The 19,036-nt window shown below is 73.3% G+C and carries 24 protein-coding genes; 8 read left to right on the plus strand and 16 right to left on the minus strand.

The genetic code is table 11. The features are described 5' to 3' along the window. Positions 1-56 precede the first annotated feature (56 nt). On the minus strand, positions 57-884 hold the full coding sequence (locus tag ACFY0O_RS04835; RefSeq protein ID WP_388942835.1) for a hypothetical protein: 828 nt from the start codon (positions 882-884) through the stop codon (positions 57-59). Between the two features lie 149 nt (positions 885-1,033). Between ACFY0O_RS04835 and ACFY0O_RS04840 the strand changes: the two genes are divergently transcribed. After that, positions 1,034-1,447: a hypothetical protein gene (locus ACFY0O_RS04840; RefSeq protein WP_388942837.1), complete on the plus strand. Its 414-nt coding sequence runs from the start codon at positions 1,034-1,036 to the stop codon at positions 1,445-1,447. Positions 1,448-1,535: 88 nt separating this feature from the next. On the opposite strand, the gene ACFY0O_RS04845 is transcribed toward ACFY0O_RS04840, so the two are convergent. The 7 genes from ACFY0O_RS04845 to ACFY0O_RS04875 all read right to left on the minus strand — a co-directional run bounded on the left by ACFY0O_RS04845 (position 1,536) and on the right by ACFY0O_RS04875 (position 5,522). Next, positions 1,536-1,718 carry a hypothetical protein gene (locus tag ACFY0O_RS04845; protein WP_388942840.1) on the minus strand — a complete coding sequence of 61 codons (183 nt, stop codon included), beginning with the start codon at positions 1,716-1,718 and terminating at the stop codon, positions 1,536-1,538. A 56-nt stretch (positions 1,719-1,774) separates the two neighbouring features. Further along, entirely contained in the window at positions 1,775-2,131 is a 357-nt protein-coding gene (locus ACFY0O_RS04850; protein ID WP_388942843.1) for a hypothetical protein, read from the minus strand. A gap of 114 nt (positions 2,132-2,245) precedes the next feature. Then, the gene (locus tag ACFY0O_RS04855; RefSeq protein ID WP_388942845.1) at positions 2,246-2,848 is read right to left on the minus strand and encodes a hypothetical protein; all 603 of its coding nucleotides are present in this window, start codon (positions 2,846-2,848) and stop codon (positions 2,246-2,248) included. Between the two features lie 226 nt (positions 2,849-3,074). Beyond that, a complete protein-coding gene (locus ACFY0O_RS04860) occupies positions 3,075-4,070 on the minus strand; it encodes a PucR family transcriptional regulator (RefSeq protein ID WP_388943453.1) in 996 nt (331 codons plus the stop codon). 146 nt (positions 4,071-4,216) lie between these two features. Next, on the minus strand, positions 4,217-4,462 hold the full coding sequence (locus ACFY0O_RS04865; RefSeq protein WP_388942848.1) for a hypothetical protein: 246 nt from the start codon (positions 4,460-4,462) through the stop codon (positions 4,217-4,219). A gap of 50 nt (positions 4,463-4,512) precedes the next feature. Next, complete coding sequence (locus ACFY0O_RS04870; RefSeq protein ID WP_388942850.1) at positions 4,513-5,265, minus strand: CbtA family protein; 753 nt, start codon at positions 5,263-5,265, stop codon at positions 4,513-4,515. Between the two features lie 41 nt (positions 5,266-5,306). After that, on the minus strand, positions 5,307-5,522 hold the full coding sequence (locus tag ACFY0O_RS04875) for a CbtB-domain containing protein (RefSeq protein WP_344159961.1): 216 nt from the start codon (positions 5,520-5,522) through the stop codon (positions 5,307-5,309). Between the two features lie 241 nt (positions 5,523-5,763). Here ACFY0O_RS04875 and ACFY0O_RS04880 point away from each other — a divergent pair, with 241 nt between their 5' ends. Continuing rightward, positions 5,764-6,219: a histidine phosphatase family protein gene (locus ACFY0O_RS04880; protein WP_388942852.1), complete on the plus strand. Its 456-nt coding sequence runs from the start codon at positions 5,764-5,766 to the stop codon at positions 6,217-6,219. Between the two features lie 58 nt (positions 6,220-6,277). Here ACFY0O_RS04880 and pucL read toward each other — a convergent pair whose 3' ends face one another. Both pucL and ACFY0O_RS04890 read right to left on the minus strand, forming a co-directional pair. After that, positions 6,278-7,195, minus strand: a complete 918-nt coding sequence (gene pucL, locus ACFY0O_RS04885) for a factor-independent urate hydroxylase (protein WP_388942854.1) — start codon at positions 7,193-7,195, stop codon at positions 6,278-6,280. A 271-nt stretch (positions 7,196-7,466) separates the two neighbouring features. Beyond that, complete coding sequence (locus ACFY0O_RS04890; protein ID WP_388942856.1) at positions 7,467-8,816, minus strand: aspartate aminotransferase family protein; 1,350 nt, start codon at positions 8,814-8,816, stop codon at positions 7,467-7,469. A 410-nt stretch (positions 8,817-9,226) separates the two neighbouring features. On the opposite strand from ACFY0O_RS04890, the gene ACFY0O_RS04895 reads away from it, so the two are divergent. Next, positions 9,227-9,646 carry an ATP-binding protein gene (locus ACFY0O_RS04895; RefSeq protein WP_388942859.1) on the plus strand — a complete coding sequence of 140 codons (420 nt, stop codon included), beginning with the start codon at positions 9,227-9,229 and terminating at the stop codon, positions 9,644-9,646. A 23-nt stretch (positions 9,647-9,669) separates the two neighbouring features. Here ACFY0O_RS04895 and ACFY0O_RS04900 read toward each other — a convergent pair whose 3' ends face one another. Beyond that, complete coding sequence (locus tag ACFY0O_RS04900) at positions 9,670-10,560, minus strand: sigma-70 family RNA polymerase sigma factor (protein WP_388942862.1); 891 nt, start codon at positions 10,558-10,560, stop codon at positions 9,670-9,672. Positions 10,561-10,671: 111 nt separating this feature from the next. After that, entirely contained in the window at positions 10,672-11,601 is a 930-nt protein-coding gene (locus ACFY0O_RS04905) for a LuxR C-terminal-related transcriptional regulator (protein WP_388942864.1), read from the minus strand. A gap of 318 nt (positions 11,602-11,919) precedes the next feature. On the opposite strand from ACFY0O_RS04905, the gene ACFY0O_RS04910 reads away from it, so the two are divergent. From ACFY0O_RS04910 to ACFY0O_RS04920, 3 genes are read left to right on the plus strand one after another with little or no spacing between them, the layout of a single operon-like run. After that, positions 11,920-12,132, plus strand: a complete 213-nt coding sequence (locus tag ACFY0O_RS04910; RefSeq protein WP_388942867.1) for a hypothetical protein — start codon at positions 11,920-11,922, stop codon at positions 12,130-12,132. A 9-nt stretch (positions 12,133-12,141) separates the two neighbouring features. Beyond that, positions 12,142-12,417 carry a hypothetical protein gene (locus ACFY0O_RS04915; protein WP_358891368.1) on the plus strand — a complete coding sequence of 92 codons (276 nt, stop codon included), beginning with the start codon at positions 12,142-12,144 and terminating at the stop codon, positions 12,415-12,417. 33 nt (positions 12,418-12,450) lie between these two features. Further along, entirely contained in the window at positions 12,451-13,077 is a 627-nt protein-coding gene (locus ACFY0O_RS04920) for a response regulator transcription factor (RefSeq protein WP_358891367.1), read from the plus strand. 66 nt (positions 13,078-13,143) lie between these two features. Here ACFY0O_RS04920 and ACFY0O_RS04925 read toward each other — a convergent pair whose 3' ends face one another. The 4 genes from ACFY0O_RS04925 to ACFY0O_RS04940 all read right to left on the minus strand — a co-directional run bounded on the left by ACFY0O_RS04925 (position 13,144) and on the right by ACFY0O_RS04940 (position 18,247). Continuing rightward, positions 13,144-13,746, minus strand: coding sequence for a hypothetical protein (locus tag ACFY0O_RS04925; RefSeq protein WP_388942871.1), 603 nt, complete (start codon positions 13,744-13,746; stop codon positions 13,144-13,146). Between the two features lie 83 nt (positions 13,747-13,829). After that, positions 13,830-15,425, minus strand: a complete 1,596-nt coding sequence (locus ACFY0O_RS04930; RefSeq protein WP_388942874.1) for a long-chain fatty acid--CoA ligase — start codon at positions 15,423-15,425, stop codon at positions 13,830-13,832. Continuing rightward, entirely contained in the window at positions 15,422-16,630 is a 1,209-nt protein-coding gene (hemA, locus tag ACFY0O_RS04935; RefSeq protein ID WP_358891664.1) for a 5-aminolevulinate synthase, read from the minus strand. The genes ACFY0O_RS04930 and hemA overlap by 4 nt, the downstream gene beginning before the upstream one ends. A 69-nt stretch (positions 16,631-16,699) precedes the next feature. Then, positions 16,700-18,247: a class I adenylate-forming enzyme family protein gene (locus tag ACFY0O_RS04940; protein WP_388942876.1), complete on the minus strand. Its 1,548-nt coding sequence runs from the start codon at positions 18,245-18,247 to the stop codon at positions 16,700-16,702. A 327-nt stretch (positions 18,248-18,574) separates the two neighbouring features. Between ACFY0O_RS04940 and ACFY0O_RS04945 the strand changes: the two genes are divergently transcribed. Beyond that, positions 18,575-18,730, plus strand: coding sequence for a thiazolylpeptide-type bacteriocin (locus tag ACFY0O_RS04945; RefSeq protein WP_358891363.1), 156 nt, complete (start codon positions 18,575-18,577; stop codon positions 18,728-18,730). A gap of 123 nt (positions 18,731-18,853) precedes the next feature. Further along, the gene (locus tag ACFY0O_RS04950) at positions 18,854-19,012 is read left to right on the plus strand and encodes a thiazolylpeptide-type bacteriocin (protein WP_094191377.1); all 159 of its coding nucleotides are present in this window, start codon (positions 18,854-18,856) and stop codon (positions 19,010-19,012) included. Positions 19,013-19,036: the final 24 nt, after the last annotated feature.

A 19,036-nucleotide genomic window follows, 5' to 3' on the forward strand; every position in this document is an offset into this window, starting at 1 on the left:
CCGCTCGCGAATCGGTTCTTCTGGGATGTTCTGCGGAGGATGGGTACCTTCTGAGCTTATGGGGTGCGGCGCAGCCGGCCGGTCAGCCATGCGGTGAGAGCGGTGGCCAGTCCGACGACGAGGACCACCCAGGCGGTGGTGCGCAGGAACGCCGTGAGGGCGTCGTACACCGCTCCGGCGGCCGCCCGGTCGATGTCGGCGGGCAGGTCGTCGAGGGTCAGGCGGCGGCACACGGCGACCGCGATCCCCAGGAGGACGGCCCCGACGGCGATGCCGACACCGGTGGCCAGCACGGCGCGGCGCCGCCGCACGGCCACCGCCACGGCCGCGACGGCGAGCAGCAGGGTCAGCACGGGAAGCCAGACCCCGGCGATCTGGAGCATGCGGAACCCCTTCCGGAGTGCGCCGAGGTTGTCGTACTCCATGACCTTCACGGACAGGTGGGTCTCGGGGATGCGGTCGGCGAACGGCACCCCGTCGTCCACCAGCTCCCCTTTGACCTGTGCGATCACCGGCGCGAGGTCGATGGTGACGGCGTTCCCGTGGCCGCTGGTCAGCGCTTCCAGGAAGGCGGTGTGGGCGGCCCGGTTGGCCGCGTCCCAGGCGGTCCGGTAGGCGGGGGTCCCGGCGAAGGAGCGCAGGGCCTCCCCGAGCAGGGCGTCCACCCCGCCCTGGAAGGGGCCGGCGTCGATCTGCCCGGACAGGGCGCGGCCGGCCTGGGTGACGACCACCTCCTGCACGGCGGGGTTCGTCGCGAGGGGGGACATGGCGGCGGTGTAGCGGTCGGCGTCACCCAGTTGGCGGTCGGCCCAGTACGCGACCGCGCTCGCGGGCACGAGGAGGGCCACGAGCACGATGAGGGCCGCCGACAGACAGGTGCGCACGTCACCAGGGAAGGCGGGCTCCGGGCCGGGCGCCACCCCCGTTGCTGCGTACGGGGGGCGCTCGCGGTGGAGTCCGCCCGGACGAGTGATCCACTTGCCGCCCGGGGGCGGCGGGTGTGCCCTGGAGGCTGGAAGAGAGGAGCCCCGCCATGGCACACGCGGCCCCCACCGCCCCCCGGCGGCACCACCGCCCGATGGCGTCGGCGCAAGCGCACCACATCAGCAAGAGCACCCTGGTCGGCCCGCTGCTGGCCGGCCTCGTCTACGGAGTCTGGGCGGCCTTCATCAACCGCCAGATGGGCCCGGTCGACGCGGGCAACGTCTTCTACGGGATCCTCTGCGGCGTCGTCTTCGCCGGGATCATGTTCGCCCTCGCCCGGGTCGGCCCGAGGCTCAAGCGGGAGGTGCACGCCGCCGCCTACGGGGTGTTCATCGGCTGCGCCGTCGGCTATCTGCACAGCCTCACCAACCAGTCGATCCTCCGCGCGGCCGTCGTCGGGCTGTTCTCGGGCATCGGTGTCGGGGTCGTCGCCTTCTACCGGTACTACACGCGGGAGGACTGAGCCCCGCGGACCGGGCCGCGGCGCCGGTTCCCGTGCCCGTTGCCGGGGGCACGGGAACCGGCGCCGCCTCATACGGGGGCCGGGCCGGTCACGCGGCCGGGCCCGAGGGGTGCCGCTGCGGCTCGCCGCCCGGGGCGGTCTCGCAGGCCTCGGTGGCGCTCTCGCGGGCCGGGACCTGCGGTGCGGGCCGGTCCTCGCGGGCCGCCGGCGAGTAGCGGGCGGCCTCCGCGCGGATCAGGGCGTTCAGGGCGGCGTACGGGTCGATGGGCATGACGGAACCTCACGGTGGTCCGGGTGTGTGTGGGGGAGTTCTGCCGCTCGGCTCCCTCAGCAGCGCAGGACCACACTCCGTACCGTCCGCGCGGACTCGGCCGCCCCGACCGGCCCGCCCTGGGCCACCCGGGTGGAATCGCCCGCGTGTTTCACGTGAAACGTGCCCTGCGGCAGCCCGCGCGGGGCCGGGGCCGCGCGCAGCACCGTCCGTACGTCGGCCCGGGCGTACGGGTCCGCGGCCGGGTCCGGCTGCCCCTCGGCGGGATCTGCCGGGGCGGAGGAGGCGGCCCGGGGATCGGCGTCGGCGGTGGCGGCCGCCGCGGGACCGGCGGTGAACAGGCACAGCAGAACGACGCAGGCCATCGTCAGGGCCCGCGCCGTCACCGTCCGTGCGTACCGCGCACCGCTCATGGGCTCTTCCCTGCCCCACCGCCCCCGCCGGCTCCCCGGCCGTCCCGAAGAAGCCCCCGACCGGGGGACGAGAACACCCCCCTCGGCTGACGGGAGGCCGCCGCGCACTCGGGTTCAGCCGGTGCGCAGGGGGCCGGTCAGCCGGGCGAGGACGGAGGTCTCGCCGCTGACCAGCCGCAGCCGGGCCCGTCCGCCCCGGTCGGGCCAGGTCACCCCGTACGGGGAGACCCGCTCGACGGTGAAGACGGCCGTACGGTGGTCCGCGCGCGGGATCTCGATGATCCGGCCCCGCCGGAGTTCGGCGAGCGGGAGCCCGTTGCCGGTGACCACGGCGGTCCCGGCCGACCCGGGGGCCGGGCCGGAGCCGTCCCAACCGGCGGTGTCCTCACCGGCGGGGGCGCCCTCGGCCAGTGGGAGGTCCACCCCGAGGCTGGGGATGTGCAGCCGGAGCGGCCGTGCGGGGCGCAGGGGGCCGGCGGCTCCGGTACGGCTCCTGCGGGCCGGGGAGTGGCCGTGGCCGCCGGAGTGCTCCAGCTCGCGGACGAGGCGGCGGTGGCCGGACAGGCCGAGGGCGCGGGAGGGCAGGGCGTCGACGATGTTCGAGGTTCCCGGTTCCTGACCCGCTCCGTCCGCTCCGTCCGCGCCGCGCAACAGGCCGATGCCGGTACAGAGCAGAGTGACCGTCAGTGCGGCGGCCGCCCATCGGGCGCGGGACATGGCATTCCTCCTGAGCCGGCTCGGACGGCCGGTCCCTGGGAGCGTGGCCCACGGGCGGGGGGTCGGCACGTCGCCGACGTCGACGAGTTGACGGTGTGTCACCGGTGTGTCGGCGGGCGCGGGGGAGTCTTCGCAGCTGGCGGTGGGGGGTGGGGGCGGTTGCGAAACCGGGGGGCGGTGCGGCCGAACGGGTGAGGTGCTGCTCCTCCGGCGCGGTCGCGAAGCCCTACGGGAGGGGGTCCGTGGGCCAGTTCAGCAGGCGGGCGCCGAGGGTGGCCGTCTGGAGGGTGTAGCGGTGGGCGGGGTCGGCGGGGTTGTGGCCGGTCAGGCTGTGGATGCGTTCCAGGCGGTACGTCAGGGCCCGGACGCTCAGGTCCAGCCGCCGTGCCGCCTCCGCCGAGACGCAGCCCGCGTCGAAGTAGGTGGTGAGGGTGTCGAGCAGGGGGACCGCTCCGCCGCGGCCCGCCCGCAGGGGGCCCAGCACGGTCAGGACCAGGTCTGCCAGGGCGGCCCCGCCCCGGGTCAGCACGGGGTAGACCAGCAGGTCGGCGGCGCGCAGCAGGGGGCCGTCGAGGCCGAGGCGGTCCGCGAGGCCGAGGGCGCGCAGGGCCTCGGCGTACGAGGCGGCCACCCCGCCCGTACCGGGGTGCGGGCGCCCGGTCGCGACGAGCCCGCCGGGGCCGGAGCCCGCGACGGCCAGCTGTGCGAAGCGGTCCGGTACCGCGGCGTCGTCGCCGGGGGCCACGCAGATCAGCCGGCCCTCCTTGACGGCGAGCAGCGCCGCCCCGGCCAGGGCCCGCTCCAGTCGCCGGACCTCCGGGCCGCCGTCCGCGTAGGGGGTCAGGGCCCGGGCGACGGCCACCGTGTGCGTCGGGGCCGGGCGGAGGCCGAAGCGGCCGGCGTGTTCCGCGAGGCGGTCGAGGTCGTCGTGGCCGAGCAGGAGCGCGTCGAGGAACTCGCGGCGGGCCGCTTCCTCCTGGCGCGCCGCCAGCCGTGCGGCCCGCCCGTGGCCCTCGGCGACGGCGTCCACGGCCCGTTCCACCACGGCGGGCCGGAGGCCGGCCGCGGCCCGGTCGCCGAGCGCGGCGCGGGCGGCGGCCAGGGCGCCGAGCAGGGCGCCGAGGCCGTGGCCCGCCCCGGCGGCATGCTCGCCGAGGTCGCGGAGGGCGTCGAGTTCCTCCTCCGCGGGCTCCCGGCCGGTGGCCGAGACCTCCGCGAGCATGCGTACGTACCCGGTCAGGTACTCCTCGGGTATGTCCCGCCCCGCCGCCGTCACACCAGTCCCCACTCCGCTCGAAAGGCCCCATTCTTCCTCGTCCGGCGGGAAGTTCGGGTGCACGGCGGAGGAGACGGGCGCGGGCGGCGGGTTCAGAGGACCACGAAAACCACCGCCGCCGCCCCCATGAGGGCGGCGGCGAGGTGCATCGCGGGGTGGCCGTAGTCCCCGTACCAGAGCTGGCGGGCGAGTCCGCCGAGGGCGGCCAGGCCGGCGATGACGCCGATCTGGGCCAGGAGGGGGACCGCGGTGAACGGGGCCAGGCTCAGCAGCACCGAGTTCAGCCAGAACGGTGCGGCGCCGGTCCAGCCCCGCCATTCCCGGATCGCGGACTGCATGCCCGGTCCCACCCCTTCGCACCGGCACGTCCGCAACCGGAGTGCCGTCCTCAACTCGTCGGCTGTACAGCCTCCTTGGGGGCGGCGGCCGGGGCAATAGCGCGTTCGGCTAGAAAACCGAAGGCCAGGCCGAAAACAGCCCACACCACGGCCTGGATGGCCAGCGAGGCGAGCCGGAACTGCCAGATCAGCGCCGCCGGGAAGTCCGCCGGCACCTCGTTGATCCCGGGCAGCAGCGCGTAGGCGGTGCCGACGGCCACGACGAAGGCGAGCGCGGCGACGACCGAGGCGTTCCAGTTGCCCAGGCGCGGGGCGAGCCGGCGGCCCAGGATCAGGGCGGCCGAGGCCAGCAGCACGCTCAGGGCGATCATCAGCAGGTAGAGGGTGGTCCGGCGGACGACCGTGTCCGGGTCGCCCACGGCGGGGGGATTGGCCGGGTACTTCAGGAACGGCACCAGCCCGACGGTGAGGAACAGCCCGCCGCTGACCAGGGCGGCCGTGGCCCGGGGGCCGAAGCGGCCGATGCGGCCGAGGGCGAAGCAGAAGAGGAGCGCGGCGATGCCGCCGAGGGCGACCCCGTAGAGCAGGGTGCCGGTGCCGAGGCCGGCCGTCGCCTGGAGGGCGCGGCTGACCGGGGCGGCCTCGGCGTGGCCGTGCGCGGCCTCGCCGGCCTCCTCGATGGCGATCGCCGCGTCCACCTTGGACTCGCCGAGCAGGTACGCGACGAGGAAGGCGGCGACGCCCGCGAGCAGGCCGGCCAGCATGCCCCGGACCAGGAGGGCCCGGGGGGAGATGGTGTTCACGTAGGAGCTCCTTGCGTGATCGGGGGGAGATCAGCAGGAGGTCAGTGGCAGGGGAACCCGAGCAGGTGGCGGCCGTCGTGCATCCACTCGTGGACGTTCTCGCCCTGGAAGATCGCGGCGGCACCCTGCTCGACGCCGACGAGGTAGAGCAGGAAGAGGGTCACGACGGCGGCGAAGGCGGCCCAGGGGGCCAGCGCGGAGAGCGAGATGGGGGCTACGGCTACAGGGGCCGAAGCGGGCACGGCGGAGTGGGCCATGGCAGAACCTCCAGGGGAACACGCGTCCCGGTCAGTGGTGCTCTCGTCGAAGGCGGGCGGGTCTGACTTCCCTCCCCCGTCGCCGCGGGAGGATTCACAGTGGCGCGACCGTGCCGGATTCTCACCGGTACTTCCGTCATACCTTCTTCATGTCGTCCGAGACGGTAGCGCGCTCCTGGCTCGAACACCACGGCGTGTGGCCGCTGTCTCACGCCCCGGGCGTGCGCTTTACGCTCTTTTTATGCCCCCGACTCCTCCGGTGCGCCTGCACTTGACCACGCCCCCGCTGGACGACGCCGCCCGCCAGGGGCGGTTCGCCCCCGCGCGGCCCTGCCCGGAGCACGAGGGCCTGGCCGGGCCGGACATGGGCGCGTGGGCCGGCCGCACCCTGGACGAGGTGGCGGCCGAGGACCCGGAGGCGGTCCGGCGCTGGCTCACCGACCCGGACTTCGCCCCGCCCGGCGGCGGGGAGTCCGTGGCCGCGCTGATCACCCGTACGGGGGAACACCTGGCGGGGCTGGAGCCCGGGCGGCACCACGCGGTGGCCGTCCAGGCCGTCGTCCGGGCGGCGGTGGTGTCCGCCCTGGAGCTGCCGGCGGCGGCGTTCTGGCGGCTCGACGTCCGCCCCGGCACCGTCACCGTCCTCAGTGGCCGGGCCGGCCGCTGGAACCTGCTGGTCGGGCAGGACCCGGCATGAGGGACGGCCCGGACCCCGCGACGCGGTCCGGGCCGAACCCAGGCGGAGGAACCGGGCGTTACGCCACGATCCAGTCGGAGGTGGCGATCACGGGCTGGACGCCGTCACGGTGGACGGTGCCCTCGATCAGGCCGTACATCCGGTCCGCCGCGAAGTAGACCTCGTTGTCGTTCTTGAGGCCGAAGGGCTCCAGGTCGACGAGGAAGTGGTGCTTGTTGGGCAGGTTGAGGCGCACCTCGTTGACCTTGGGGCAGTGGTCGAGCACCCGCTCGGCCATCTGGTTCAGGGTCTGCTGGAGCGAGTAGGAGTACGTCTCCGCGAAGGCCTCCAGCATGTGCTTGCGGACCTTCTTGTACGACCGGTCCCAGTCGTACCCGGCCTCGTCGGCGGCCAGCGCGGAGTGCGCCCAGCGGGCGGTGACCTTGGTGGCCAGGATGCGGTCGTACGCCTCCTGGAGGGTCGTGTACTTGTCCTTGATGAAGCCGTGGAACTCGGAGTTGGTCGAGTTCATCACGGTCAGGTCCTTCAGGCCCGAGACGACCTGGAGGCCGGTGGTCTCGCTGTAGGTGACCTGCGCGGTGCGCACCTCCTGGCCCTTGCGGACGAAGGAGTGCTGCTCCTTGCGCGTCGGGACGGGGATCCGCTCCCAGGCGAACTCCTCGATCCGGATCTGCGCCTCGCGGATGGGGGCCTGGGAGGAGACGAAGTGCTTGGCGAGCAGGATGCCGAAGGCCTCGGGGGAGTCGATGCCGTGCTCCTTGCCGAAGGCGTACACCGTGTTCTTGGTGGTGTCGGTGGGCAGGCAGTTGGCGTTGTCCCCGGTGAGGTGGACGTCGCGGAACTCACCGCGCAGGGCGACGGAGACGTTCAGGTCGCGGATCTCGGCCCAGGAGCCGTCGCTGCCCTTGCGGGTCACCACGACGATGCGGTTCTCGGCCTTGCCGTACTGGTTCTGGCCCAGGACGTGCTTGCTCATGCTGTCTTCCTTCGGGTACTCGGGAACACGGAGTCCGTTGGTCTGGATCCCGTACGCCCGGCGTCCAGCGCCCGCCCCCTGGGGACGTCCCGCTCCCCGCCGTTCGGCCCCGGAGGGGGACCGCCCCGGGACTGACGTGCATCCCGGTCCGTAGGTGCTGAGTCGTACTGAAGTACTGACGGGATTGCACCATGTGTACGGGGGGTTGACCACCGCACGGAACCTCCGAACACCGTCCCCCGGGGCTTGGGCGACCCCACAAGCGTGCAGCTCAGGCCATGTGCGCGTCCGTGACGGTGAGGGCCTCGTCGAGGATGGCCAGCCCCTTGGCCACGTCCTCGGCCGAGATGGTGCAGGGCGGGGCGACGTGCATCCGGTTCCCGGCGAGCAGGGGCCACAGGCCGCCCTTCTTCAGGGCCGCGCCGAAGGCCGCCATGGGAGCGTTCTCGGCGCCCGAGGCGTTGTACGGGACGAGCGGCTCGCGGGTGCGGGCGTCCCGTACGAGTTCCAGGGCCCAGAAGGTGCCCAGACCGCGGACCTCGCCCACCGACGGGTGCCGTTCGGCGAGCGCGCGCAGGCCGGGGCCCAGCAGCTCGGCGCCGGTGCGGACCGACCGCTCCACGACGCCCTCCTCCTCCATCACGTTGATGGTGGCGACGGCGGCGGCGCAGGCCAGGACGTGCCCGGAGTAGGTCAGTCCGCCCGGGTAGGGGCGGCGCGCGAAGGTCTCGGCGATCGCGCCGGAGATGGCGACGCCGCCGAGCGGTACGTAGCCGCTGGTGACGCCCTTGGCGAAGCAGAGCAGGTCGGGGGTGACGTCCCAGTGCTCGGCGGCGAACCACCTGCCGGTGCGGCCGAAGCCCACCATCACCTCGTCGAGGATGAACACGATGCCGTGGCGGTCGCAGATCTCGCGGACGCCGGCCAGGTAGCCGTCCGGGGGCACGAGCACGCCGGGGGCGCCGCCGACCGTCTCCAGGATGATCGCCGCGATGGACTGCGGGCCCTCGAAGACGACCGTGTCCTCCAGATGGCGCAGCGCGCGCTCGCACTCCTCGGCCTCGCCGCCGGCGTAGAAGGGGGAGCGGTAGGGGAAGGGGCCCCAGAAGTGCACGACGCCGGCGGTCGCGCTGTCGTTGCCGAAGCGGCGGGCGTCGCCGGTGAGGTTGATCGCGGTGGTGGTGGCGCCGTGGTACGAGCGGTACGCGGACATCACCTTCTGCCGGCCGGTGTGCAGCCGGGCCATGCGGACGGCGTTCTCCACGGCCTCGGCGCCGGCGTTGGTGAAGAAGATCTTGTCGAGGTCGCCGGGGGTGCGCTCGGCGATCAGCCGGGCCGCCTCGGAGCGGACGTCCACGGCGAAGCCGGGCGCGACGGTACAGAGCTTCCCGGCCTGCTCCGCGATGGCGGCGGCCACCTTGGGGTGCTGGTAGCCGATGTTGGTGTAGACGAGCGCGCTGGAGAAGTCGAGATAGCGGTTGCCCTCGTAGTCCCAGAAGTACGAGCCCTCGGCCCCGGCGACGGCGAGGGGGTCGATGAGCTCCTGGGCCGACCAGGAATGGAAGACGTGCTTCCGGTCGGCGTCTTTCACGGTGCGGAGGGCGTCGGCATCTGTGTTCATATACCGAGGGTAGTTGTCCAGGATGTGGACAGAGGGCTGCCCGCGGGCGCGGCGGGCCCGGGGTGGCGGCGGAAGGACTTGACGGATCGGGCCGGCCTTCCTCGACGGTGCGCGCGGGGCCGGATTAGCGTCGCCCGGACCGGCCGCTCCACGGGGGAGAGCGGCCGAAAACCCCTGGTGGGGGCCTTTCGCGTGCCTTCGGGACCCCGCTTGGAAGGCGGCGGGAGGCCCCCGCCGGGCCCCGTCCCCGCGCCGCGGGGCGCACTCCGGCGGGGGTTCCGGCGGTGCTGGGGCACCACTGTGGGGCGGCTGTGGCGACCTGGTGGCCGAAACCGTGGGATTTGTCCATCCTGGTCGGGGGTAGGTGCGGCGCCGAGGGGACGGGTGAGGCCGTAGACGGGAGTGCGCCGGTGGCGGAACAGACGAGGCGGCTGGTCCTGGGCGGAGCCACGGCGGGCGTCGTCACCCGGTGCCGGGACTTCACCCGCCACGCCCTCGCCGACTGGCGCTGGGCGCCCGGGACCGAGGCCGAGGAAGACGTGCTCCTGCTGGTGTCGGAGCTCGTCACCAACGCCTGCCTGCACGCCGGAGGACCGCGGGAGCTGGTGCTGCGCCACGGCCCGGACGGGCGGCTGCGGGTGGAGGTGACGGACGACAGCCCCGAACCGCCCAGGCCCCGGGCCGCACCGGACCGTTCCCGGCCCGGAGGGCACGGGCTGGTGCTGCTGAACCACCTGGCGCAGAACTGGGGGTCGGCGCCGCTGTCCGACGGCGCCCGGCCGGGCAAGACCGTCTGGCTGGAACTGCCGTCCCCGCTCCCGGAGGGGTAGCGGGCCGGCGGGGCGGGCCGCCGTCAGGCCGCTCCCAGGCCGAGGCGGGCGAGGCGGTCGCGGTCGGTGAGGAAGTCCAGGGCGGTGACGAGTCCGTCCCGGACGGTGAAGGCCATCAGGGACACCGGCCGCCCCTCCGCGTCGAGCGCGAGCACCCCAGGGGTGCCGTTGACCAGGACCGGGCGGCCGTCCTGCGCGTACCGGGCGTACGTGATCGCCTGGGAGGCCACCTTCCGGGCCCCCCGCAGCACGGCGCCGGGCAGCAGCGCGCCGCCGTCGGAGCGTGCGGTGACCTCCGGGTGGAGGACGGCGACGAGGGCCTCCAGGTCCCCGCCCCGGGCGGCCGACAGGAAGGCGTCGACGACCTGCCGCACCCGGACCGGGTCGCTGTCGGGGGCGGGCGCCGCGCCCTGGACGCGGCGCCGGGCACGGCTGGCGAGCTGGCGGGTCGCGGCCGAGGACTTCTCCACCAGGGGGGCGATCTCGTCGAACGGCACGGCGAACAGGTCGTGCAGGACGAAGGCCAGCCGCTCGGCCGGGGCCAGGGTCTCCAGTACGACCATCAGCGCGATGCCGACCGAGTCGGCGAGCAGGACCTCCTGCTCGGGGTCGATCCGGTCGGGGTCGCCGACCACCGGGTCGGGCATCCGCGGCGGCGCGTCCGCCGCGTCGAGGGAGTCCTCGCGCCGGGTGGCGCGCGAGCGGAGCATGTCCAGGCACACCCGGCCCACGACGGTGGTCAGCCAGCCGCCCAGGTTCTCCACCGCGCCCACGTCGGAGCGGCTGAGCTTGAACCACGTCTCCTGCACGGCGTCGTCGGCGTCGCCGAGCGAGCCCAGCATCCGGTAGGCGACCGCCCGCAGGTGGGGCCGGTGCGCGTCGAACCGCCGCGCCAGATCGTCCTGCTCGTCCACTGTCACGTCCCCCGGCACTGATCGTCGTCGGCTTCGGCGATCTTCCGATCCCCCGGGGGACGCTAGCCACCGGTGGGCGCGTGTCCCACCGGTACGGCGGAGTTCGTCAGGTCAGACCCACTCGCGCTGGGCCGCGCGCAGGCCCGCCTCGAAGCGGCTGCCCGCGCCGAGACGTTTCATCAGCTCCGCCATCATCCGCCGCACCGTGCGCAGGGACAGCCCCAGCTGGCGGCCGGCGGCCTCGTCGGTGAGCCCGCTGCCCAGCAGGCGCAGCAGCTCCTTCTCCTGGCGGGTCAGGCCCCGGTCGTCGCGGTCCTGGCGGGTGCCCAGCGGTACGGCCGACTCCCAGATCTGGTCGAACAGCCCGGCCAGGCCGACGACCACGCCCGGTTCGGTCAGCTGGACGGCGCCCTTGCGGGTGTTCTCCGGGTCGGCCGGGACGATGACCGTCTTCCGGTCGAAGATCAGCATGCGCAGGGGTAGCGAGGGCACCGTGCGCACCTCGCCGCCCAGGTCGGTGAGCCACTCCGCGTACTCGGTGGTGACCGCGTCGTTGCGGACGCTGTCCAGGTAGACGGTGCGCATCCGGACCCCGCGGTCGAGGGAGTCCCGGTCCAGGGGTTTGCTGGCCTCGAGGCTCGCTCGAGACTGCGCGCCGCCGGGGTTGAAGGTCAGGCACTCGGAGGTAGCCTCGGTGGACAGTTCCCTGATCCGGTTCTGCACCGACTCGACGCCGAGGAACTGCTGGGAGTGGCGCTGGGCCTGGCCGGTGTAGAGCTCGCTGTAGGTGCTGACCAGCTGGGCCATGTCGGCTTCGCAGCGGGCCACCGCCTCCTGCCTGCTCTCCAGCTCCCGCTTGCGTTCGTTGAGCAGCTCGCGCAGACCCAACGCCGGGTCGGCGGGCTGGAGTTCGTCCGTGACGGCCGATCTGTGCAAAAGGCGTAGATCGGTCAGTTTCTCCAGTGACTCCCGCACGTCGGCGGGTGTGAGGCGGAGCCGGCGTGCGATCTCCGTGACGCCCCATGCGTGATTCGCCAGCATGAGTCCGTACACATCCGCTGTTTGTGCGTCCAGTCCCAGTAGTTCCAGCATTGTCGTTCCTCTTCGGTCCCCCGCCGCTCACTCTGCACTGAGCCGCGCCGATACCCGCCAACATATGAGACGCCGCAGGTGGATGGCTACTTCCACGTGCCGTCCGTTGCGAGGTTGGCACCGAGCTGCCACGGGGTTCTTCCTGCCAGCGGATCTGCTTCCGGTGGGGGTCCGCCGTAAAGCAAGCTGGTTGCAGAACGAAGGAGCACCCGGTGCCGAACGCCCGGTTGGCTCCCGCTTTACGAACGCTTTTCCAGGGGGAAAACCATGCTGAAGTTCCGTCGTGTCTCCGGTGCCGCTTGTATCGCCGCTCTCGCCGCCGGCCTGTTCCTCTTCGGTACGGCCCACGCCGACGGGCAGGGCGTGGAAAACCGGGTGGCCGTCGAGGCCGGGAACCAGAACTGGGACATCGTCGCCCCGGACATGGACGCGCCGGTGGGGGCCTCCTTCGTCTCCTTCGTCAACCAGAACTGGGACTAGTCGACTCGCATGCTTATGACCGCGGTTTCCCTGCGCGCACCGGCCAGCATGACGGGCTGCCCGCCGGATCCGCTCCTTCTCGCCTCGTTGCTGCGGTCCGTGGCCACGCCGGCGGACGGCCTGGAACACGTGGCGGTCCGCCCTCGTGACGGGCGCGTCGAGCTCGTCCTGTTCCAGACCGTCAACGACGGGCCGGAACCACCGGCGTCAGGCGACATCATTTGCCGCCGGGCACTGGAGATAACCCAACAGCTCAGTGGCTGGACCGTGGAAACCGAACGGTAGAACACGGCCCCACGGTTCATTCAGGGGATTCACATGGCTATCAGCGTCATAGTCGGCGGCAGCCGGATTCTCTTTGTCGAGGCGCTCGTCGAGGCCCTGCGGTCGGCCGGCGGCATAGAGGTGCTCGCCGCGGAGACCGATCCGCAGCACGTCCTATCACTTGTCCACCGTCATTCGCCCGATGTCGTTCTCCTGGAAGACACCCCGGTGGGCGATGACGTACTGCGTCTCGCGGCGGCGGTACGAGCCAGGGTGCCCGGGTGCGGAATCGTGCTCATGATGGCCGGAAATCGCCCTGCCGTGGTAGGCCGCGCGATGGCGGCCGGAGTACACGGCATCGTTCCGGCCGACACGGGCCTGCCCCGGCTCATCGCCACGCTCAAGGGCGTGGCGGCCGGCTGCGTGACGATGGCCCCTTCCCTGGCCAGCAGCGCCATGGGGCTGGGCTCGCCGGGGGCCGGTCCGGTGACGAAGCTCAGCACTCGGGAGTCCCAGGTGCTGCGGCTCACGGCCGGCGGGGCCACCGTCAAGGAGATCGCGGCGGAGCTCTACCTGGCGGCCGGAACCGTACGCAACGTCACCTCGGCGTCCATCAAGAAGCTCGGCGGCCGCAACCGCTTCGACGCGGCCCGCATCGCCGTGGAGCAGGGCTGGATCTGAGGCGGCCGCCCGCCGGGCTCCGCCCGGGCCGCGAGGCCTGACCCCGCACCGCCCCGGCGGGCCGGGTCAGGCCTTGCGGCCCGCCCGGAGCCCGCTGAAGGCGGTACCCGCCCACAGCACGGCCGCGCAGCCCAGGCCCGGCACGTACCGCCAGGCCTCCTTGTCCGCGCCCAGCGCCAGCACGGCGACGGCGGCGAGGGCGACGGTGGCCAGCATCGCGGCGCCCACCCAGCGCAGCATCGGGGCGCGCAGGGTCCGGGCCAGCGGGAAGAAGTGCGCGCCGACGACCAGGGCCGACCAGCTGAGCATCATCTCGGGGCGGTCCAGGGTGGTGCGTATGTAGTTGTTGCCCGCGCCGAGGACGGCCACCTCCACCAGCAGGACGGTGAGGAACTTCGGGCCGCCGCCGCCCGGCGCCGGGGGCGCGCCCTTCACGCTCGCGGGGGTGCTCCGGGCCAGGAGGAACAGGCGCACGACCGTGGCGGCGCTCGCGGCGAACAGGAGGGCCCCGGCCGCGAGGACGAACGGGCGGGCGGCCCCGTGGACGACGGCCTGTCCCAGGGCGAACCACATCACGCCGAAGGCGGTGCCGATGAGCGATGCCCGGCCACCGTTCTTGAGCTGGTCCCGTCGGGTCCGGATGACGGGGCGGGCGGCGGTCTTTTCCACGGGTGTTGCCTCCTGAGTGCGTGGGTCTTACATCTTCGCGCAGCGGGTCTACCGGCCCTCCCGCGCAGACCGGTCGCGGCGGTCTACCGGAAGAATCCGGCCAGTTCGGACTTCAGGATCTTCCCCGTGGGGCCCACGGGAAAGGCCTCGGTGAAGACGATCCGGCGCGGGTACTTGTACCGCGCCAGCCGCTCCCCGCTCCAGAGGGCGATCTCCTGCGCCAGCCCCGGATCCGGCCGTACGCCCGGGACGGCCCGCAGTACGGCGCAGACCTCCTCGCCGAGCCGTTCGTGGGGGACGCCGACCACCGCGGCCTGCGCCACCGACGGGTGGCCGAGGAGGACCTCCTCCACCTCGCGCGGATAGACGTTGTAGCCGCCGCGGATGACCACGTCCTTCTTGCGGTCCAGGACGCGCAGGTAGCCGTCCTCCTCCCGCACGCCGATGTCCCCGGTGCGCAGCCAGCCGTCCACCAGCACCTCGGCGGTGGCCTCCGGGCGGTTCAGGTAGCCGGCCATCAGGCCGTGCCCGCGTACCACGATCTCCCCGCGCTCCCCGGCCGGCAGCAGCCGGATCCTCCGCGGCTCGTCCGCCGCCGCGATGGCGACCTCCACGCCCGGGATCGGCAGGCCGACGGTCCCCGGGCGGCGCTCGTGGCCCGGCTGGTTGTAACTGACGCTGGGGGAGGTCTCGGTGAGCCCGTACCCCTCGTAGACGGGTGCGCCCAGCACCTCCTCGACCCGCCGCAGCACCGCCGGGGGCAGCGAGGAGCCGCCGGAGTAGGCCCGTTCCAGCGGGGGGCGCCGCGGATCGCGGGCCGCCGCGTCCAACAGGGCGAGGTACATGGTGGGGACGCCCATGACGACCGTGCAGCGGTGGTCGTCCATCAGCTCCAGCGCGCGGGTGCCGCAGAAGCGGGACATCAGCACCAGGGTGGCGCCGGCGTGGAAGCACACGCCCATCCCGCAGATCTGGCCGAAGGTGTGGGACAGCGGCAGGGTGCCGAGCAGGACGTCGTCCGCGCCGAAGGCGAAGGGGGTGCGGGCGGTGGTCGTGATGTTCATGAGGACGCTGTGGTGGGTGAGCATCACGCCCTTCGGGGCGCCGGTGGTCCCGGAGGTGTAGAGGACGACGGCGATGTCCCCGGCGGCCCGGGGGACGGCCCCGGCCAGGGGTTCGGCCAGCTCCGCCTCCCGGTCGAGCGGCGCGAACTCCCCGGCGGCGGCGCCCGTGCCGGCATCGGCACCGGCACCGCCGTCGGCCTCCCCGTCGGAGACGACGAGCAGCGCCGTCCCCGCCGCCCGGGCGGGGGCGGCCGCCTCGGGCAGCAGGGACGCGGCGCACACCAGGGCCGCCGCGCCCGAGTCCCGCAGGACGTGGGCGATCTCGGGGGCCCGGGAGTGCTCGTGCACCGGTACGGCCGTGCAGCCCAGGGCCAGGATCCCGTAGTAGGCCATCGGGAACGCAGGGGAGTTGGGCAGCAGCAGCGCCACCCGGTCCCCGGCGCCCAGGCCCCGGGCGCGCAGCGCGGCCGCGTACCGCAGGGCGCCGTCCCAGAGCTCCGCGTAGGAGTAGGAGCGGTCCCCGAAGACCAGCGCGGGGTGCGCGGGCCTGCGGGCGGCCGACTCCGCCAGGACGGAGGCCACGGACCCGGACGCCGGCGGGGAGGCGAGGCTCATGCGCCGGTCCGCGGCAGGCCCAGTTCCAGCCAGACCGAGTCCAGGGCCTCGACGAACTTCTCCACCTCGGCCGGCTCGGGCAGCGCCCCCGGGGCGATGCGCAGGATCTCCTCACCGGTCCTGACGCTCGGCGCGTTGATGGACTGCACGTAGATCCGGTACCGCTCCAGCAGCAGCGCCGAGGCCTTCTTGCAGGCCGCGTCCTCGCCGATCAGCACCGACACGATGTGCGACTCGTCCGACAGGAACGGGATGCCGCGCTCGCGCAGCAGCCCGTGCAGCAGCTTCGCGTTGCGGTGCAGCGCGGTCCGCTCGGTGTCCGAGCCCGCCAGGTGGCGTACGGCGGCCAGCGCGCCCGCCGCGACCGCCGGGGGGAGGGAGGTGGTGAACACGAACGGCCGCGACAGGGTCCGTACGGCGTCGATCAGCGCGACCGGCCCCGCGATGTAGCCGCCCGCGGTGCCGAAGCCCTTGCCGAGGGTGCCCATGACCACGTCGATCTCGTCGGCCAGTCCCTCGCGGGCCGCTATGCCGGCGCCGCGCGGCCCGTACATGCCCACCGCGTGGACCTCGTCGAGGAAGACCGTCGCTCCGTGCCGGCGGGCGATCTCGGTGACCTCGCGCAGCGGCGCGACGTCGCCGGACATCGAGTACACCGACTCCAGCACGATCAGCTTGGGCCGCTCGGGGTCCTCGGCCGCGATCAGCTCCTCCAGGTGCGCCGCGTCGTTGTGGCGGAAGATCCGCTTGGCGGCGCCGCTGTGCCGCAGCCCGTCGATGATCGAGGCGTGGTTCAGCTCGTCCGAGAAGACCACGCAGTCCGGGACCGCTCCGGCGATCACCGTCAGGGCGCCGTCGTTCGCGGTGTAGCCGGAGGTGAAGATCAGCGCCGCCTCCTTGCCGTGCAGCGCGGCGAGTTCCGCCTCCAGCTGCACGTGGACGTGGTTGGTGCCGCCGATGTTGCGGGAGCCGCCGGAGCCGGCGCCGAAGCGCTCCAGCGCCTCGCGCATCGCCGCCATGACCTTCGGCTGCTGGCCCATGCCGAGGTAGTCGTTGCTGCACCAGACGCTGATCTCGGCCGTGGCGTCGGCCGGGTCGGTGGAGGTGGAGGCGCTGGGGAAGCGGCCGGCCCGGCGGCCGAGCTCCAGGAACTCCCGCTTGCCGTCCGCGATCGCGGCGGCGGCGCGGTCCGTGAAGAACGCCAGGTGGGCCTGGGGGGACGCCAGGAGGGTCGGGGTCGTGGAAGTCGTCACGATGTCAGCTCGCTTTCTTCTTCAGTTCGAGGCCGCGCCGGAGACCGCCGCGCCCGCGAGGCGCCTGTGGTCGGGCTTTCCGGATTCGGTCAGGGGGAGTTCGGGCCACCGCACGATCCGCGCGGGGGCGTGGGCGGGGGAGAGGGCTCCGGCGACGTGCCGCCGCAGCTCGTCGGGTTCGCAGGGGACGCGCAGCACCACGGCGGCGTGCACGGCCTCGCCGGTGTGCGGGTCGGGGGTGCCGAACACCGCGCAGTCGGCGACGGCGGGGTGGGTCAGCAGGGCGCGTTCGACCTCGGCGGGCCGGACCTTGACCCCGGCCGCCTTGATCACGCGGCCGATGCGGTCGGCCAGGTGGAGGCAGCCGTACGCGTCCCGGCGGCCGAGGTCGCCGGTGCGCAGCCAGCCGTCCGGCAGCAGGGCGGCGGCGCTCTCGGCGGGCAGCCCCTGGTAGCCGGCCATCGCGTACGGGGAGCGGACCTGGACCTCGCCGCACTCGCCCGGGGGGACCTCCTGCCCGGTGGCGGGGTCGCAGACGCGGACCTCCACGCCCGGGAAGGGACGGCCCACGCTGGGCAGCAGCTCCGGCTCGAAGTGGTCGAGCTGGTCCAGCAGGGTGATCCGGCCGGCCTCGGTGGAGCCGTAGCACTGCACCAGGCGGGGTCCGAAGACCCGTACGGCCTCCGCCAGTCGGGCCGGTGAGGCCGTGCAGCCGCTGTAGATGAGCTGGCGCAGGGCGGACAGGTCCGTGCCGGGGGTGTCCGGGTGGTCCAGCAGCCGGTACAGCTGCGGGACGGTCAGGTAGACCCGGGTGATCCGTTCGGCGGCCAGGGCCCGCAGCACCTCGGTGGCGTCGAAGCGTTCGTGGACGACGAGGGAGCCGCCGGCGGCCAGGACCACGTCGGCCATGACGGCGACGGTGTGGCTGGTCGGGGTGACGATCAGCATCCGCTCGCGCGGCCGTCCGGCGAGGGAGGCGGCGTCGTCGAGCACGAGCCGGTTCCAGGCGGCGAAGGACTGCCGTACGCCCTTGGGCCGGCCGCTGCTGCCGCTGGTGTAGGTGACCACCGCGCAGTCGGGGGTGTGGGGGGCGGGACCCTCCGGGGTCTCGCCGCCCTCCTCGGCGCGGGGGTCGTCGAGCACCGTGACCGCCGTCGGCCGCGGGAGCAGCGCGGCGAGCTCGGCGCCGCGTGCGGCGTGGGCCCGGCCCGTCACGAGGACCGAGACCCCGCACTCCGCGAGGAGAGCGGCCTGTTCGGCGGCCGGCAGCGGCAGGTCCGAGCCGGGGTTCACCGACCGCACGTACATCACCCCGGCGCCCAGCAGGTGGGCCGCGTACCGGGCGGTGAAGGTCAGCGGGTGGTTGGCCGCGGTGAGGATCCCGGCCATGGTGCCCGGCCCGGCGCCCGCCGCGCGGAGCGCCTCGTGGGCCCGGTGCGCGGAGCGGACGAGCGCGGCCCCGTCGAGGGAGCCGGCCCGGCCCTGGAAGCGCGCCCGCCCAGGGTCCCCGGCGAGTACGCCGAGTATCCGGGAGACGTAGTGCCCTTGCGCAGTGGATGGTCCGGTCACGCCGTCATTTCCGTTCCCTGTGAAGCCGAGTCCCTCGCATGCTCGATCGCGGAAGGGGGGCCGGACAAGGTTTTCCGGAGAACGGCTGACACGGGTCACGCCAGGTCGTGACATATGTCATTCCAAAGCCTGGCGGGACGCTCACGGGACAGTCAGGGGAATCGCGCGCGCGTAGGTGTGAAAGGCCCGCGTGACGAATGTAACGGGGCGCCATTACCTGTGTCAGGGGAAGTCCTCGAGGGCTTCCGGAAGCCGATTCGAGCGGGCAATGATTCTTCTCGTCAGGCCGACCGGCCAGGCAAACGGAAAACCTGAAAGGGAATTCACATGGACAAGAACCTGGGTACCGAGGACTTCGCTTCCTTCGAGCTCGAGGAGATCGAGGTCCTGGACGTCGCCGAGGGTGCGGCCCTCCCCGAGGTCGGCGCCTCCAGCGGTGACTGGCTGTGCTGCTCCTCGTCGTCCTCCTCGTCCTGCTGCTGAGCTGACGACGGCGGTACGCCGCAGGCACGACCGAGCAAGGCGCCCCGCCCTCCGTCGCGAGACGGCGGGCGGGCGCCTGCCCCGCTGTATCCGTGGAAGCCGAGAAAAAGAAAGGGAATTCGCATGGACAACCTGACCGCCGAGGACTTCGCCTCCTTCGAGCTGGAGGACCTGGAGATTCTCGACGTCGTCGACGGCGTCGCCCTCCCCGAGATGGGTGCTTCCAACCTGGGCAGCTGGCTGTGCTGCTCCTCGTCGTCGTCCGGTTCGTCCTGCTGCTGACGACGTAATCCCGTACGAGAGGTG

Source organism: Streptomyces sp. NPDC001594 (assembly GCF_042893675.1).
In the GTDB taxonomy this organism is placed as follows: domain Bacteria; phylum Actinomycetota; class Actinomycetes; order Streptomycetales; family Streptomycetaceae; genus Streptomyces.

Bases quoted from the DNA above. Each gene is read 5' to 3' on its own strand.
- ACFY0O_RS04860 (WP_388943453.1), bottom strand. From the start codon at position 4,070: ATGCTCGCGGAGGTCTCGGCCACCGGCCGGGAGCCCGCGGAGGAGGAA.
- ACFY0O_RS04880 (WP_388942852.1), top strand. From the start codon at position 5,764: ATGCCCCCGACTCCTCCGGTGCGCCTGCACTTGACCACGCCCCCGCTG.
- ACFY0O_RS04910 (WP_388942867.1), top strand. From the start codon at position 11,920: ATGCTGAAGTTCCGTCGTGTCTCCGGTGCCGCTTGTATCGCCGCTCTC.
- ACFY0O_RS04865 (WP_388942848.1), bottom strand. From the start codon at position 4,462: ATGCAGTCCGCGATCCGGGAATGGCGGGGCTGGACCGGCGCCGCACCG.
- ACFY0O_RS04905 (WP_388942864.1), bottom strand. From the start codon at position 11,601: ATGCTGGCGAATCACGCATGGGGCGTCACGGAGATCGCACGCCGGCTC.
- ACFY0O_RS04945 (WP_358891363.1), top strand. From the start codon at position 18,575: ATGGACAAGAACCTGGGTACCGAGGACTTCGCTTCCTTCGAGCTCGAG.
- ACFY0O_RS04845 (WP_388942840.1), bottom strand. From the start codon at position 1,718: ATGCCCATCGACCCGTACGCCGCCCTGAACGCCCTGATCCGCGCGGAG.
- ACFY0O_RS04890 (WP_388942856.1), bottom strand. From the start codon at position 8,816: ATGAACACAGATGCCGACGCCCTCCGCACCGTGAAAGACGCCGACCGG.
- ACFY0O_RS04875 (WP_344159961.1), bottom strand. From the start codon at position 5,522: ATGGCCCACTCCGCCGTGCCCGCTTCGGCCCCTGTAGCCGTAGCCCCC.
- ACFY0O_RS04950 (WP_094191377.1), top strand. From the start codon at position 18,854: ATGGACAACCTGACCGCCGAGGACTTCGCCTCCTTCGAGCTGGAGGAC.
- ACFY0O_RS04915 (WP_358891368.1), top strand. From the start codon at position 12,142: ATGCTTATGACCGCGGTTTCCCTGCGCGCACCGGCCAGCATGACGGGC.
- ACFY0O_RS04930 (WP_388942874.1), bottom strand. From the start codon at position 15,425: ATGAGCCTCGCCTCCCCGCCGGCGTCCGGGTCCGTGGCCTCCGTCCTG.
- pucL (WP_388942854.1), bottom strand. From the start codon at position 7,195: ATGAGCAAGCACGTCCTGGGCCAGAACCAGTACGGCAAGGCCGAGAAC.
- ACFY0O_RS04850 (WP_388942843.1), bottom strand. From the start codon at position 2,131: ATGAGCGGTGCGCGGTACGCACGGACGGTGACGGCGCGGGCCCTGACG.
- ACFY0O_RS04920 (WP_358891367.1), top strand. From the start codon at position 12,451: ATGGCTATCAGCGTCATAGTCGGCGGCAGCCGGATTCTCTTTGTCGAG.
- ACFY0O_RS04840 (WP_388942837.1), top strand. From the start codon at position 1,034: ATGGCACACGCGGCCCCCACCGCCCCCCGGCGGCACCACCGCCCGATG.
- ACFY0O_RS04855 (WP_388942845.1), bottom strand. From the start codon at position 2,848: ATGTCCCGCGCCCGATGGGCGGCCGCCGCACTGACGGTCACTCTGCTC.